A 16161-nucleotide genomic window follows, 5' to 3' on the forward strand; every position below is an offset into this window, starting at 1 on the left:
TCCGGGTAGTTTTTTTTGTAATCCCATAAAAATATCGAACTTTCGTACTTCACTATTTCTTTGGGACAAAATTCAATATCAGTTCTTCCACCTGACCAAATTGCAATTTTTTTCTACCTTGCTTCAGATCAAATGCATTTAGCTTCAAAGTGTATGCGCCTATTTTGTCCGAGTTAGAAGAATCTTTATCAAGTACACTTAGCTGTAATGATGCATTTTCTTTTATCACCAAAGATGTTACTTGATCCCACACAGGAGAAAGGTTGTTTTTACTCGTTTGCGTAGTAAAAGAACCGCCGTTTTGTGCTTGAATAACCACAAATACATCTGGAGAAGCTGTATTTCCCCAACCAAAATCCCATTTACTGCCATTTGCTTTGCGCGAACGAATTTTGGCACTTTGAACGACAACCAAATATTCCGCTGCGGTTGTTGTTTTTTGTGTGTTTTTGCGACGATTTTTTAGCTGCAACGAATTCATTGCTTTGCGTAAGTCCCCCTTGATAGACGAAATTTCCGTAGGGCGATGTGCATACACGACCAAATAAACATTTCCACCATGCACACCAAAAAAAGCTTCGCAATCGTAAGGCTGCTGTGCGCTTTTCTCAATGAGTTTATAAGTTACCTTACGCCCCTTAATGCCATTTATAGTATGCGTAACGTTTTGTTGTTCATTATAGCTACTACACCATGTGGAAAATAGATTTTTCGCCACAAATGGAATGACACTTTGCAATTGATATCCCTGGTTGGGGAAGAAATCAAATTGAATAAAGGCAAAGTTACTCTGCCAATAGATATACGCACTCTCGCTTTTACTATCTGATATTTTTTGTTGCCGCCATTTTTTCTTCACTTGGTATTCCACGGGAAAATATTTATCTTGCATATCTTTCCAATCTGCGGTGGATAAATCGACAGAGGTATCGAGTTGCTTTTCCATCTCTTTGATTTTCTCTTCGAGATCGTCTAAATTATCCATGTCTTCCGTGAAATCCATGTCCTCAGTAAAATCTGGATCTTCTGTGTACTCTGGTTCCTTTGTGTACTCTGGCTCCTTTGTGTACTCTGGCTCCTTTGTGTACTCTGGCTCCTTTGTATTTGCCTTGGATACGTTAGATTCTCTAGAGCCAATGCGCAACGAATTCACCGCGTACAACAAATCGTCGCGATATTTGTCCACTTCATTTGCCAAACACGCATAGTACGCCAAATATAGGTTACCATTGTGTAAAAAATAAAAAATCTCCGCATGGTAAGTTGTTTGTGCAGCATCATACTGCTGTAAACGATAAGTGACGCGCTTTCCACGTAATTTTTGTATCGTACAATTTTGTTTTTGCAACGGATTGTATGCGCACCAACTCGAAAAAAGAGTCATTTCAATTTGTGGAATGAGTAAACCTAAATCCGTGGTTTGCGCTGGGAAAAAATCGAAAAATACCGCCGTAAACTGATTTTGCCAATAGCGATATGCTACTTCATTCGCCGTATCTGCTATTTTTTCTTTGCGCCACTGAGAATTCACTTGGTACGACACATCGTATTCGCGGTGACGTACCACGGGCCAACTATCTCGTAAGTTTTTACTCTCGCCAGATTTTGTTACACTCTTTTTGGTATCAACAACCTTTGTGCTTACTTTAAGAGAGTTTAGGGCATCGGTAAATTTTCCTGGAGACTGTTTGCGACCATGAACAAACAATACGGCATAGACATTATTGTTATGTATCGCAAAAAAAGCTTTGCCAGAATAACCTTCGCCGTTCGCATGAATAAAATCGTAGGTCAATAGTTTACCGCGCAGTCCATTTACAGTATGTTCTTTGCTATTGTTGCGCTTACAAGAAGCAAACCACTGTCGCAACGTCGTGTTTTCTGCTAGAGTAATAACATTATCTAGAGAGTAGCCATACGCAGGAAAAAAGTCGAATTGAATAAAAGAGTAATTGTCACGCATGTATTTAACAGCAATCTCTGCGGCTGTTGTCGGAACTGTTTGTTTACGCCAGTTCGCCGCAACTTGATACGAGGCGCCATAGGTTTTCTCTACAATGTCCACCATTTGACCTGATGTTTTCGCCTCTTCTATTTCAATAGTGTAGAGAACATATTTAAAAGTAGGCCACTGGTCCTGCCACTCTTCATCTGGTGAGATAAAATAGAACACATAGAAATCAGTATCTGTCCGTGTATAAAAGGCTCGCATCATGAAACTTTTGCCTTGCTGGTCTTTGCCCACATAATTCGCCAATTTACCACTGAGTTTACCTGTAGAAAAATCTTGCACTTTTTGACGTTGACATTGGCCAATCATTGCAAAAAATACTTGCTCGACAATTTCAATCTCCTGCATAATGTCCAAACGAAAACCACTTGTTCCACTATTTGACATTACCTGAGTGTAAATTCCACTTCTTTGGGTAGTGAAGTAAATATTTAAATCTTCCGTAAAAGATTGCTTTCGCCAATTTTTATTCACCAGATACTTTGCTGCGCCAATGGTTTCATAAACGAAATCATTGCGACTGTTCGACACAATTTCCACTTGTGAAACTGCCACAATATTATCCACCTTGGCTTTTACCTCATATGTTCCTGGTGTACTTCCCGCAGTAAACTCGCCGTTGGTGTTTATAATATTGCTTCCCGTGCATTGCCAAGTCACTTTACGTGACATAGGTTTTTCCAAAGCGTCGTATACTTGTGCCGTAAAACGCCTTTTGCCATTGGCTTGTAATTTTACAGAATAAGGAGTTATTTTAATTTGTCGTGGAGATTGCTTTACCTTGACGCCCACACGTGCACGAAGATTTTTGTATCGCGCTTCAACATAAACGTATTCCGCACGTGAACCTGCGTGAAATAAGCCACTATTATCTATGCGACAGTTTGTACTCGACACACTCCACTGTAAACGAATATTGGAGTAGTAACTCTGCGTACGGCGATTGAAACCTTTTGCAGTAAACTGGCACACTTCTCCCACTTCAAGTTCTTTGTCGTCGGGGTATATTTTCAAACTATCAAAATACTCGTTCTTCACCACTTCTTGTGCTTTAACGCGTATGGTGATCGGATTACTCATCACGTCGCTACTTTTACCAAAACACAATATTTTGTATCTTCCCGCGGTGTTGGGTGCTTGATACTTGTACTGTCCGTTGTCGTTGATTACTTTGCCTTCATCCACATCAAAAGAAACTTCATAGTTTTCGATTTTCTTTCCCTTGTAATCCAAGACTTCATAATAAATGGGGATAGTCTTGCCTGGAGATAGTGTTGTGTATGGAACGCTAATTTTGATGTCACTAATGGATGGCCAACGCACGCGAATTTTATAACTCCCCACAACTTGAGAGCCCTTGGCCGTGGCCATGACTTCTACTTCTCCGGTAGAGTTACCAGCGACAAAGTAACCATCGGGACCGATCTTATGCGCCGTAGAATCCACTTGCCAATGAATGGCGATATCCGTAAGAACATTACCATCAACGCTCATCACTTTTGCGGAAAAGCGCGTTTTCTGTCCAGGATAAATCGTCGTTAGGTTATCGCTATTCACCACATTGATTTGTTGTATTTTCTTGACTTTTTGCTTCACAAGATGAAAAGGGCTATTTTTTATCTTCACCACCACCGATTCACCTTCGAAATTGTTCGCGGAAGGAAATACACGCAGATAGCCGGGATTTTCACCACTTACAAAACCATTTTCATCTATACTTCCCTCACCGACAACACGCCACGAAACTGTATACGGTAGCTTATTACCATCCTTACCAATTACCTTGGCACTCAGTGGATATTTTTCTCCAACCACTAGCTCAGCAGGCGCTTGAACGACAATCTTCGCCACCGGCTCAGGAACAATATTTACCTCAAAAGTTGCCGATTTTTGCGAAACTTGTTCGGTAACCACAATCTGACATTTTGCACTTTTTGCTTGCGAATCAACAGTGACTAGTCCCCCTTGATCGATCGAATAACGCGCATCGGGAGGTGTTATCTTCCAATAAAATTTAGCACGTTCGAGTTCTTTTTCCCCGCGAAATGCCTGAGCACTAAATAGCAATGTTCCCCCTGGGCGAATTTCGCGTTTATGTCCTTCACTGCGAATCACAACGCGACTTTCTTGCTCTTTAATGATAATGGGAATTGTCGCTTCCGCTTGTGAATCAATATCGCGAGCTAAAATAGTCATTGCCCCTGGTTTCTTCGGCGTAATGGTATAAAATCCATAACCTTCCGCAACCGGTTTTTCCGCATTTTGCGAGGGTATTGCACGCACATCTAAATTTAAATTTTTGAGCACTTGTTGCTGGTAAAACCCTTGAACCTTGATTTGCAAAGGCTCATTCACATAAAAGAACTCCGGTTTCGCAACAAACGTAATGTTAATCTTATCGGACTTCTTTGCTGCAATACTTACATATATAGTCTTTATGTTATCGTGGCGATCTGTTCCAGGGGGAACGTGATCAATCATCGGCTGAACAGTAAGACCGCGTATCGGCTTGTTACCGGCGGTAAAACTCCATTCTCTACTACCAATGACTTCTCCATGCCCATAGCCGTCAGGTCGCACTAACCACTTAATAGGTATCAATGACTCTTTCACTTGCGACGTAGTCACTTTATACTGCAACTTTAAAGTTTGTTTGAGAGACAAATTCACCTGGCGCGAAATTGCGTTGTTATCGAGATCGGTGACATCAATATCGACAGGAGGAAGAATTAATACTTTACAGCGTGCATATACCAAAGAATCATTTTTCATAGACACCGTTAAAATACCCGTTCCGGCTTTACTATGTGCGATAAATTCTCCGCCGGTGACTTCGCCCAATTGTGGTGCAGAAAATGTCCATTGTACCTGATGTTGCAAACTCGCTGTATCCACTTCTCTGTTTTGTGTATTCACTCCGCGAATGCGCATCTTTATCGCCTGGTTTGGCAACAGCGTCACCTTGGCGTAGTCCATGTATATTTTTTTAATGCGAATAACGGAAATATTCACTAATTTTGAAGTCAAATTACCATAGCGTGCATAGATACGAAAATTATTTCCCGCTCTCTTATGCACAAACTGCGAACCGCTAATCATATCTTCACTACCGCCTTCGCCAAACCACTCAATATCGGGAATAGATACTTGGTGTCCCCAAGCGTCAATCCCTACGGCTTTGAGTTGACTTGACCCCGGAGTTTCACCACTCCCCATGTAAATTTCTGTACCATTTTGCGGATGCGTAATTACCAATTTTTGCGGTGGATTTGCCGGCATCTTTTTCTTGCGTGGAGAATGAATATGCCCCGCAAAAACCCCTAAAGTTTTTGCGTAGAGATTTATGGGGTTATTTTCTATTTTCGACGAACTACCTGCACCTGATTTGACCACAACGCGCATGTCTTGCCAATTTCTCTGATACAGATTCACATCGTTTTCCGGAATACCAACACATTGACGTGCGGTTAATTTAGTGCGTTGTAAAGAATATTCCTCGATAACTGTTCCCTTATCGTTTATTACCTGCAAAATATCATTCAGCGCTATATTATGCTCCAAACCAAGATTCACAGTGATTTTTCCTAAAGGGGACGCCGAGACAATTTTGCCACTGATATGTAGTTTATTTGCAATTCGTTCACTTGCCAATGCGACACTTTTTTGAAAAGCTTTCATAAGTAAATCTAGTGTCAAAGTGGGAGAGGAAGAAAAGGCAAGTGTTTCGTAACCAATAAATGTATCGCGCACGATCTCGCGCTGTTCATCACAGTCAAACAACATTAAATGTAGATGACATTCCCCAAGAACAACACGTTTATTTTGTGGACTATGAAACTCTACGGACCACAATTTAATATTCGTTACACTCGCGGCAACTATATGACTTGCGTTCAAGTTATATCCGACTTTAGCGTGCTGTAGGTCACGAGAAAGTTGCCCCGCAATTTCTTGCTTCCCTGTGGCGGTAATCTGTTCCTCAAAGGCCTTAAAATTCGTATTTGCCGTCCCTACTTCGACAACACTTATCTCTAACTTAGGTTGACTGTGCACACATATGGCAACAGCAAACCATAAAAATAATTTCCTATACATAAATGCCCCTTTACTCACTTTCCATTTGAGGTGTTACGTAGAGTTTTCCGATCTCCGACTGCACAAAAATCATTAGCCCTTCCGCTTCACAATACTCAACGAGAATTTGGCGAAAAGCGGGCTGCGAAAGCTTATCTTGTTGCTGTGGAAAAGAAATATTCGCTCGCACAAAACTTTCGCCACTTTGCATAGCTTGGGCAATTGCAATTTTTCCCTCACGCGCAATATCCAAAAGAATATTCTTTAATTTTTCCACTTGTTGCGGAGAAAAATTATCCGCAACAACAGCGATACGCGGTTGAAAAACCGTAAAGTTTTTTTCTACAACGAGACGAGCGATAATTTTATGCACCGCACGCTGTGCGAGTTCTTCGATTGCCTTGCGCCTAGCACTGTCATCGTCGCGCGTTACCATAACACCTCTCTGAAATTCATCCTGTGAAGTTAGATGATAAAAAGCAACGGTTTCTGCGGTGACCATACGCACTAAACGTGCCTCGATTTCGGCAAAACAGTATTTACGGTCTCCATGAGTCACCATGTTACTTTTCGCCCAATAATACAACGTGTGAGTCGCCGTATTATTCTTCTTAGCGATAAAATCAGTAGGATGGGCCGCCGCGTAAGTTTGCAACCGCAAACTTTCGCGTTGCAAATTTTTCCATAAATCTTTCGCGTCAAAAATTTGAAAATTTACCTGCATACTTTCCAACAATTGCTGGTGAAGAACTTGTTGATGCAATTCATGATGAGTATCTTTCTGCAACTGATATTCTTTTATTTTTACAACGTCAGGACTCAATGCAACTGTTCCGGTAAACTTTTGTTGTGCATCTAATACAACCACTTGTCGCTGAGGATAAACTTTTACAGTATTGCCATCAATATCACATAACATTCCTTGTAGTACAGGATCTTGGCGTAATCGTTCCATCAACAGTTGCATAAAGGGATAAATTCCCTGCGGATAATTTATCTTCGCGGCCACTCCGCGATCCGTAGTGTCTTTTATATCGCGAACCTGTGCCTGTCCTTTTATTTCGTTGAGAACACGCCATATTCCCTGTTTGTGTTGTGGAGATAAACGCACTGCAAGAAAATCAAAGGCATTTATCAAGTTGCGCTTCGTCGTTAACTGCTCTATGAGTTGTGGAACAACAAGGCGTACAGCGTCCTCAATTGCCTTATCCCGTGAACGCCTATTGACACGCCACGAATGCGCGGTATTGTTTCCTTGAATAGGAGGTAGTAGTACCAACGACGGAGTTTTGCCACTGGCTTGCGCATAAATTTCGCTCCAGCCATTTTTATCCACAACTTTCATGTTAATATGCGCTTGATGACGGTGGATTTTCGCAAAGGGGGGATCTTTTAACGTATGCACGGTGGTGGAAACGACAATAACTAATTTACTGGGGAGCGTAAGAGCCGCCAGTTTATTTTGAATATCTGTGGGATCTAAATCGGGATTTTGCCGATACATTTCGTCTACGCGGCTGCTGTGTAGCTCTTCATCAAAGAAGCGACAGTACTTTTTCAAATAACGCATCGCAACGGCATATGCGACACGTCGATCTTGCTGCTGCAACCACGAATCCGTTGTCGTCGTATTTTGTGGAACAACAGAAACAAGAGTCGCCGCATATCGCGGTTCCTCCGCAGCAATAGTCCAACACAAAATACACCATAAAGACGAATACAGCACAATTTTTCGCATAACGGACCCTTTTCTCAATCATTTTCCGTGATAAATAAACTTTCATTGATGCCTCGCCTAAGTTGTGTATAATATAAGATAGGTAAAATCGAGTTAAGAGTCGAGAAAAATTGTTAAATTTTGTCACGTTGATTCGTAACAAAATACAGCATTAGTAAAAAAAAGATTGGTGTAAAAATGAAGAGAGCTTTGTGGGTTGTACTGTGGCTTTGTCACTTTGTCTACTGCGGTGGTGGTGCACATAATGTGGCGTTGGTGGTGAATAAAAACAGTTGGTCGTCCTTAACCATTGCCAATGAATTTATCCACGAACGCAATATTCCGCGCAACAATGTGATATATTTGGATTACACCGGTAGTATCGAAGAAATCTCGATAGATGAGTTTCGCAATGCAATTCTCTCTCCTATATTACAAGCTTTACAAAAAAGACGCATAGCCACACATATTGACTACATCGTATACTCCAGTGATTTCCCATGGCGCATTAATTTCAGCAAAGACTTCGCAAAAACTCCACAAACGTACGGTAAACAAGGTTCCATAACAGGTCTGACTTACCTTTACCAATTCGTCATGGCACGTGGTAAAATTCCCTATTATGGTTTGGGAAGCAATTGGTATTTTCGTACAAACCACCAACAAATAGCGCATTCTCCCCAAGGATTTAAGAGTGCCAAAGTATGGGCCCAAAATGGCGCGATAGTAAAAAATCCTCAACAAGGTCTTCGTTATGTGATCTCTACGATGTTAGGAGTGACCACAGGAAGGGGCAACTCGGTCACAGAAATTGTCGACCTACTGCGCAACGCGGCAAAAATTGATGCCACAAACCCACAAGGGACTTTTTATTTTTATAAAAATAACAATGTACGTTCGACAACGAGGCACAATGTTTTTCCCGCGGTGTGCAAAGCACTACAGAGTATTCAGCAAAAAACACAAATTGTAGACGGCACCATCCCCCAAAACAAAAACGACATCCTTGGAGTAGTCATCGGTACCGCAAAATTCAATTGGGGAAAAGCGAATAATCGCATTATTCCTGGAGCAATTTGTGAACACCTTACTAGTTTTGGTGGTCGTATGGAAGAGTTTGCCGGACAAACTCCTATTTCGGAACTTTTGCGTCATGGCGCTACGGGCAGTAGTGGTACGGTCATGGAACCATTCGCCATACAAAGCAAATTTCCTACACCATGGATACATTACTACTATGCAAGTGGATGTTCACTCGGAGAAGCATTTTATCAATCGGTACAAGGTCCATATCAACTGCTTATTCTCGGCGATCCATTATGCCAACCATGGGCGAAGCCTATAGAAGCCAAGGTAAAAGGTATCAAAAAATATCAGAAAGTATCAGGAGAACTCTCACTAGAAATCGAAAGTGCACCCGCGAAATATTACAGTATCCTAATCGACGGGCTTTTGTTGTTGCGCACAACATCTCCCACAATAAAAATTCACACCGAAAATATCAGCGATGGTTTTCATCAAATCCGCGTTGTGATTACCGCCGATACGCCCATAGAACAACAAACAGCGATTATACTGCCATTTTATATTGCCAATAAAAAACATTGGACGCGCTTTAAAAAACTACGTGATAAACATTTTACATGGGGACAAGAAATTTTGGTCACTGTTGGATCAAACTACACCGATGACATTGTCATTTTTCATGGTAGTCGCCAAATAGCAAACGGCAAAAAAGACCAAAAAATCATCATTGATTCACGTATACTAGGTACAGGAAAAGTACAACTTCAAGCCGCTAGCCTTTCCCCAAAAGGCATCGCAGTATTTAGTAAACCACTAAAACTAACCATTGATCCTCCACAAGTTATCCCAAAATTGCGAAAATTTTTACTGGCAAAAAAACAACGCGGCATCCGCATTAGCAATGATAAAACAGCAAAAATAGTAAAGGCTATCGTAAAACGTGGCCGTCTGACATTTGGACTCGCGAAGGACAGACCACTACGAATAGAAACGTTTATAGAGATAGATACTCCTGGAGTTTATCAACTGCAACTACTTTCTCCAGGAAAGTTCACACTAAAAATAAACGAAAAACAAATAATGACAACGCGAACGGAAATATGGAATAACATGCCCTTGCACTTACAAAAAGGCGTATATCAATTCGAATTGCAAGGACATGCAACAGGACAAAAACTAGATATCCGTTTAGGACAAAAGGGTGCTCGCTACCTTTCGGCAAAAAACTGCTATGTTTACAAAAAATAATGACAGGTAATTAATCGGGATCGGTTTTACAAAAAATAATGACAGGTATAAAATATGGATCGTATACGTAAAATATGGAATAAAGTAGTTGATGATAACATACTTGATCATGGCGATCCTCAACACACATACAAAACGGCCACACTCCCCGAGGATATGGACGCAACATTTTTTGACGAACCCATCACTCAAACAAACATAGATAAAGAAGATTCATCTACCATAGAATACAAACCAGAACGTTATGAAATCATTACCGAAATAGCCCATGGTGGTATGGGTGTCGTTTTCCAAGGAAAACAACATAGCCTACAACGTGAAGTGGCCATAAAGAAACTTCTCTCTACCACCAAAAAAGACATGGTGGGAAAATTTATTGCCGAATCTTTGGTCACGGCATTTCTAGACCACCCCAATATTGTTCCGGTTTATGATCTTGTACAAAATACCAACGGTGAACTATTTTTATCGATGAAAATGGTTCGTGGTGTTTCGTGGAAAAGAATTTTATATCCACAAACGCCTGAAGAATCGAAAATAGCGGAACAGTACACATTGGAAAAACATCTACAAATTCTTCTCGATGTGTGTAACGCCGTCTCTTTTGCTCATAGCAAAGAAATTGTACACAACGATATAAAACCTTCCAATATCATGGTGGGAGAGTTCGGCGAAGTTTTAGTGATGGATTGGGGAATTGCCGTTCATATTACCGCAGAACGAGAAGACGATAGCAAAATTTTTCACAAATCAATGATCTGTACCCCTATGGGTACTCCTTGCTATATTCCTCGAGAACTCGCCGAAGGAAAAGGCGAACAAATTGGACCTTGGACAGATGTATACCTTTTAGGTAGTACCTTGTATGAAATTTTAATGAAAAAGCCTCCGCATCAGGGTTCCCCTCTAGAAGCCATCATGTCCAGCGTTCTGGGCAAGGAATTGACATTTACTCTCAACACCCCTGATGGCCTGCAAAATATTGTCAAAAAAGCCATGCAGTTACACCCACAAGATCGCTACCAAAGCGTACAGGAATTTAAAACAGATATTGAGGTATTCTTACGTCACCGCGAAAGTTTAGAGCTCACAGAAAAAGCCCGTGACATATACACGGAAGTGAAGAGTTCCTTTAAGAGTTTCTCTCTGCGCGCGTTTTTTGCTAACTTTACGCATCTGTTATTTGACATTCCAGGAAAAATCATTTTCCCATACTGGTGGTACAGTTCTACCGTAAAAGAAAAATGTATATATACTATACTACTTCTACCGTTTCTTTTTTTGGCAAAGGATATTGCTGGGTTTACACTTATTGCGCTCATTGGTTTGCTTTCCTTCAACTTACTTTATATCGCGCGCCAATTCTGGCAATACTTTGTTCTTCGTAAACAAATAGGAAAACGCCACCAGTACAATTTAAATTCTTTGCAACGCAACCTCGTCTATTCTAATTTAATTCGCGCCATAACATTGTATGACCGCGCTATCGAGTTATGGCCCGAAAACAATAACGCCCTAGAAGACAAACAACATGCAAATTTAATGTTAGCACAAGTAGCGATCCACAACCAGGACGTTGGCCTTGCCGAAATGTATCTAGACAAAAACGACGACAAGGATCCAAAATTTCAAAAAGTCTACAGGCAACTACATCAAGCCAAAATAGAGCAAAAAAGTGATGCCATGGTTCTCAGCTTGAGTAAGGTGGTGATGGTAATTATTTTTTACTGGGTGCTAATAACAACATACACGAGCTACATCAAACCACTACTTGAAACAGAAATTGAGCGCAATGAACGCCTTACAGTTGATAATCTTCACAATATTTACCAAAGTCAAATATTGTTTCGCAAAAATAATTTTATCGATCAAGATATGGATAGTGAGGGAGAGTACGGATTTATGCGTGAATTGGTAGAACGAGAAATTTTCCGCATGGAAAAATTTAAGAAAAAAGATGGCTTTTACAGTACAAATGGCTACTACTATTACTGTTATCTTCCTGGAAATAAGTATGCGGTGGGAGAAAACGATTCTATTCCGATAGAACAAACCCCACAGCAAATTAATATGCAAGAACAGCGTTTTTTAATTTATGCATGGCCACAAACTCCACAGCTCGGGCAACACGTATTTGTTATTGATGCAAACAACATGGTGTATGCAACAGCACAGCACAACTATACGCGTTTTAAAATTCCGCAGCCACAAGCAGCTTTTGTAAATGACAACAACAAAGTGAAAAATATGGAGGGAGAGATGGCCAATAATCAAAAAGGTGTCGATCAAAATTTTTGGTCTTTGTGGAACTAATTTATTCACTTAGTTCTGGAGGTGTCACCCTCAATAAACGCCATGTTGTATTTTTTTTGGATACGATCTCTCTTGTTTCTCTCATATTACAAATATCGCCATGTTTTATATTTACTTCGTTTATGGTTCCATCGTCTTCGATTTCCAAATCAAAACTCCATGACTTTTCTTTCGCCAATCTAGCAATAAAATCAAAATTAATGTCTTTTACCTTAGCTAAGTTTTGGCTCAAACGCGACATTGTTTCCTCGTAAGTACACAAGTATTGTTTTTGCTCCTCACTAGCCTCTATTTCATCTGCTGTAACAAATAGAACGTTTGTTTCGGGAAACTCAGAACGTAGTAAAGTAAAGATATCAACAGACAGTTCTTGTCGGTGATCCACATCAATAACTACGATATTTTTCTGCTCGTGATATTGCTCTAAAAACATTTTTACTTCAGTGAAACTATTCATATAGTGTACAAGTTGCGCTTGTTTAGTGATGTAGTTACTGCGTGTGTTTATGTCCCATGTACCAACAATGATGGCATTGTCAAACGCAATTTTCGCATTATACATGACATCGACAATGCGCTGTGTGACAGTGTGCCGCCTCGTTTTCGTCGCAAACAATTGTATTTGGTTTGGTTTGTATATCAGTTGCGCATCCCTAACCGATGCATAGGTCAGCTTTTTTTTATGTAGTATATTCTCAATGTCTACGAGCAAATCACCATAACTGTGATAGCGATTTTCAGGTTTTTTCTGTAACAATTTGCCCACAATTAGATTGGCATCTGGGCTTAAAAATGGGTTATGCATCATTGGTGCGTCGATCAATTCATTTGCATGTTGAAACAATATCTGCATCACATTGTCACCATCAAAAGCCATTTTTTTTGTTAAACAAAAATAGATAGTAACGCCTAAAGAGTATAAATCGGAGCGAAAGTCATTAACGCCTAGCTGTGCTGTTTCGGGGCTAATAAAATTAGGCGTTCCGAGTATAGAGCCTTCTTTTGTGATTTTTGATTCATCCTCAATCACTTTGGAAATACCAAAATCCCCTATTTTTGCATATCGCTTCCCTGACAATAGGATATTCGCTGGTTTTACATCGCGGTGAATTACTCCTTCGGCAAGAGCGGACTGTAAACCACGGCATACCTGAGATATGATTTGCCAAATTTCAAGCTCATTTATTTTTTTACTTCGTAAAATTTGATCGTGCAAAGAACCACCATTTACATACTCTATAACCATATAGAAGAAAAGGGGTTTTTCTCCCACATCGTATATAGAAACAATGTTAGGGTGATCCAACTTTGCTAATATCTTCGCTTCGATAAGCCCTCTTTTGAATAAGTCGTCGTTATACTGACGCGACTTCTTAATCACTTTTATCGCAACTAGGCGATCTAAATTCGTTTGCTTCGCCAGATATACGCGACCTGCTCCTCCCGCGCCTATAGGTTTTAAAACCTCGAAATTCTCTAATGCGAGATATGGCATAAAATCAGGCATATTGATTCTCCTTTGGCCTAAGTTGTTTATTTGCCTTTTGTCCAAAAATACTTGCCGTGCCTTTTTGGAGATGTAAATATTCTACAACATAAAATACTATATTAAAATTTTTAATAAAATTTTATAATATTAAATTAATATATATTTGAAATATTTACGAGCAAGCTTGTTAATCACCGAAATAGCTAGCAAAATTTAGGCCATAGAGTTTGAAGATAACAGCGAAAATTTTTATGTTGAATGAATCAAAATGCCAATCATCTAAACTTTATGCTATTTTTGTGTGCAAAATTTGCCGTACATTGCTAACAAAACAATCATTATTAATGGGCTTATAAATTATAGTAGCGACACCTGCAATTTTAGCGTTTACAGCTAGTTCTGGCGTACGATTTGCCGTTAACATAACGATAGGAAGCAAAGGATTGCTTTTACAAATAAACCTTGTAGCTTCTACACCATTCATGATCGGCATATCAAAGTCCATCACAACAACGGCAGGACGACAAATGGCTACTTTTTCCACCGCCTCTTGACCATTTCCAGCAACGTAGACTTTAAAACCAGCGTCGAGCAGGACTTCTTTAAGTAGTACGCGCACACAACGATTATCATCAACCACCAACACCGATTCTGCGTTGGATTTGTAGGTTTTACTCACTTTTTCCTCCTCATTATAAAAGTAGTGAAAGCTGTTTTTGATTTACATACGCAAACAAAGAAAAAAAACGGCAAAAATTTTTGCCGTTTTTTTTTCAAAACCAGTATCAAAACATAAACACGATTCTAAATAGATTTAGAAGGGGTACTATGACTACTCAAAAATTTAACACAGCAAACATTGATGATAGTCCTTACTATCAAAACGTCATTAAGAACTATCAACGAGCAATTGAAATTCTTCAAGACGCCCCTTATGTTCAAAAATATTTAGCGATACAATCGCAAATGGAGCATGAGGAAATTTTATGGCTTCGTTTACATATTGACTGGTTTGATTGCGCCATCAGTATGCTCCAAGAGGAAGAAATTTTTTATTTGGAAGAAGTAAAGCAAAAAGCAATTTATTATCTCAATCGCTACTACAGACCTCAAATCAAGCTAGAGCTGGATAAAGACCCTAGCTGGAGATGGTTAATGCAACAAGATAACCAAATCACCAAAGGCTTTTTCCAAACATATTCCAATGGAATTATCCCAATGTACCCGGTAAAACAAGGTGCTGCGGCAGGGTTGTATCAAATGGGTAGTAATTATGCCGAACTACTACTTCCCATACCTGTTTCAGAGGGCGAGATTGAAATCAATGTTCCCCTCAGATTATCCATTGCTTTCCGTTGGACAGATGAAAAAATGTGGGGAGAAATCAATATTCGCGTAAACAGTGAAAAAATTCTTTCCAAAACTCAAAAACACTTTCTCACATTATTTCGCGTGGACTTAAACTATTCGCAAAGCATTGAGAAAAACTTAATCGTCAATGCCTACGGCAAATTTTTTGTCTCAAACGATTTCAACCAGATGAATGTAATCAAAGAATTTTTAAATAACAAAAAATTGCACTGCACCCTAAAACTACATGCCTAGCAATGCAATTGTCTACATATACAAACAGGTCATAAACGTTAACGTTGGTTTCATTTTATGTGCTAGAAAGACAAAATATGTCGTGGGAAATATTTTTTGAACTGGAAACAGCCGCAAAAAAATCGCAGTGCTTTACGTTTCTTCACAAAAAAATCGTACACAATTTTTATAACAAAAAAATCGCGCGCGAAGATGCAGAGGATTTGGCACAAGATGTTTGTGTTCGGGTCATGCAAAATTTAGAAAATATCCTAAATAAGTGCCAGAGTGTCCACCATTTAAAAAATTACATTTACAAATTAGCAAAAAACATTCTTTTTGATCATCTCCAAAAACAAAAAAGGTCTATTAAAGCTGCGGAAATTGAAGAAGTCTATGTAGAAACTCCGGAAGGTGTTATTCTGGAAAAAGAACTCAACTATATATTGTATGGATGCATGGAAAAAATAAATGAGAACTGGTGTGAAGTCCTAATTTGGAAAGATGTAGAAGGGAAAAGTGCAAACGAAATATTATTGCTTTCAGGTGTTTCAGAAAGAACACAAAGACTCTGGCGCGCCAAAGCAAAAGACCAACTAAAAACTTGTATTGAAAATAAGCTACAAAACGAATAAACTATGTACAAATAGCTCTTTGCTTTGAAGATAAGGAAACTTTTTGTATATAAGAACGAATTAC

Annotated in this window: 8 protein-coding genes; 4 read left to right on the plus strand and 4 right to left on the minus strand. The window is 39.6% G+C overall.

From position 1 onward, the window contains the following. Positions 1–52: 52 nt before the first annotated feature. The gene (locus UABAM_RS11415) at positions 53–6106 is read right to left on the minus strand and encodes a C2 domain-containing protein (RefSeq protein ID WP_151968133.1); all 6054 of its coding nucleotides are present in this window, start codon (positions 6104–6106) and stop codon (positions 53–55) included. Between the two features lie 10 nt (positions 6107–6116). Next, positions 6117–7823, minus strand: coding sequence for a hypothetical protein (locus UABAM_RS11420; protein ID WP_151968134.1), 1707 nt, complete (start codon positions 7821–7823; stop codon positions 6117–6119). Between the two features lie 177 nt (positions 7824–8000). Here UABAM_RS11420 and UABAM_RS11425 point away from each other — a divergent pair, with 177 nt between their 5' ends. Beyond that, entirely contained in the window at positions 8001–10076 is a 2076-nt protein-coding gene (locus tag UABAM_RS11425) for a TIGR03790 family protein (protein WP_151968135.1), read from the plus strand. Positions 10077–10130: 54 nt separating this feature from the next. Then, positions 10131–12389, plus strand: coding sequence for a serine/threonine protein kinase (locus UABAM_RS11430; protein WP_151968136.1), 2259 nt, complete (start codon positions 10131–10133; stop codon positions 12387–12389). 1 nt (position 12390) lies between these two features. Here the strand turns inward: UABAM_RS11430 and UABAM_RS11435 are convergent, their stop codons facing one another. Next, positions 12391–13896 carry a serine/threonine protein kinase gene (locus tag UABAM_RS11435; RefSeq protein ID WP_151968137.1) on the minus strand — a complete coding sequence of 502 codons (1506 nt, stop codon included), beginning with the start codon at positions 13894–13896 and terminating at the stop codon, positions 12391–12393. Between the two features lie 268 nt (positions 13897–14164). Then, positions 14165–14557: a response regulator gene (locus UABAM_RS11440; RefSeq protein WP_173013255.1), complete on the minus strand. Its 393-nt coding sequence runs from the start codon at positions 14555–14557 to the stop codon at positions 14165–14167. Between the two features lie 149 nt (positions 14558–14706). On the opposite strand from UABAM_RS11440, the gene UABAM_RS11445 reads away from it, so the two are divergent. Next, a complete protein-coding gene (locus UABAM_RS11445) occupies positions 14707–15483 on the plus strand; it encodes a hypothetical protein (RefSeq protein WP_151968139.1) in 777 nt (258 codons plus the stop codon). 77 nt (positions 15484–15560) lie between these two features. Beyond that, positions 15561–16097, plus strand: a complete 537-nt coding sequence (locus UABAM_RS11450) for an RNA polymerase sigma factor (RefSeq protein ID WP_151968140.1) — start codon at positions 15561–15563, stop codon at positions 16095–16097. Positions 16098–16161 lie beyond the last annotated feature (64 nt).

The sequence above is a fragment of the Candidatus Uabimicrobium amorphum genome (assembly GCF_009002475.1).
Classification (GTDB): domain Bacteria; phylum Planctomycetota; class Uabimicrobiia; order Uabimicrobiales; family Uabimicrobiaceae; genus Uabimicrobium; species Uabimicrobium amorphum.

What these genes read in the sequence shown, in the direction of transcription:
- UABAM_RS11415 (WP_151968133.1), bottom strand. Translation starts at nt 6,106, where the DNA reads ATGTATAGGAAATTATTTTTATGGTTTGCTGTTGCCATATGTGTGCAC.
- UABAM_RS11420 (WP_151968134.1), bottom strand. Translation starts at nt 7,823, where the DNA reads ATGCGAAAAATTGTGCTGTATTCGTCTTTATGGTGTATTTTGTGTTGG.
- UABAM_RS11425 (WP_151968135.1), top strand. Translation starts at nt 8,001, where the DNA reads ATGAAGAGAGCTTTGTGGGTTGTACTGTGGCTTTGTCACTTTGTCTAC.
- UABAM_RS11430 (WP_151968136.1), top strand. Translation starts at nt 10,131, where the DNA reads ATGGATCGTATACGTAAAATATGGAATAAAGTAGTTGATGATAACATA.
- UABAM_RS11435 (WP_151968137.1), bottom strand. Translation starts at nt 13,896, where the DNA reads ATGCCTGATTTTATGCCATATCTCGCATTAGAGAATTTCGAGGTTTTA.
- UABAM_RS11445 (WP_151968139.1), top strand. Translation starts at nt 14,707, where the DNA reads ATGACTACTCAAAAATTTAACACAGCAAACATTGATGATAGTCCTTAC.
- UABAM_RS11450 (WP_151968140.1), top strand. Translation starts at nt 15,561, where the DNA reads ATGTCGTGGGAAATATTTTTTGAACTGGAAACAGCCGCAAAAAAATCG.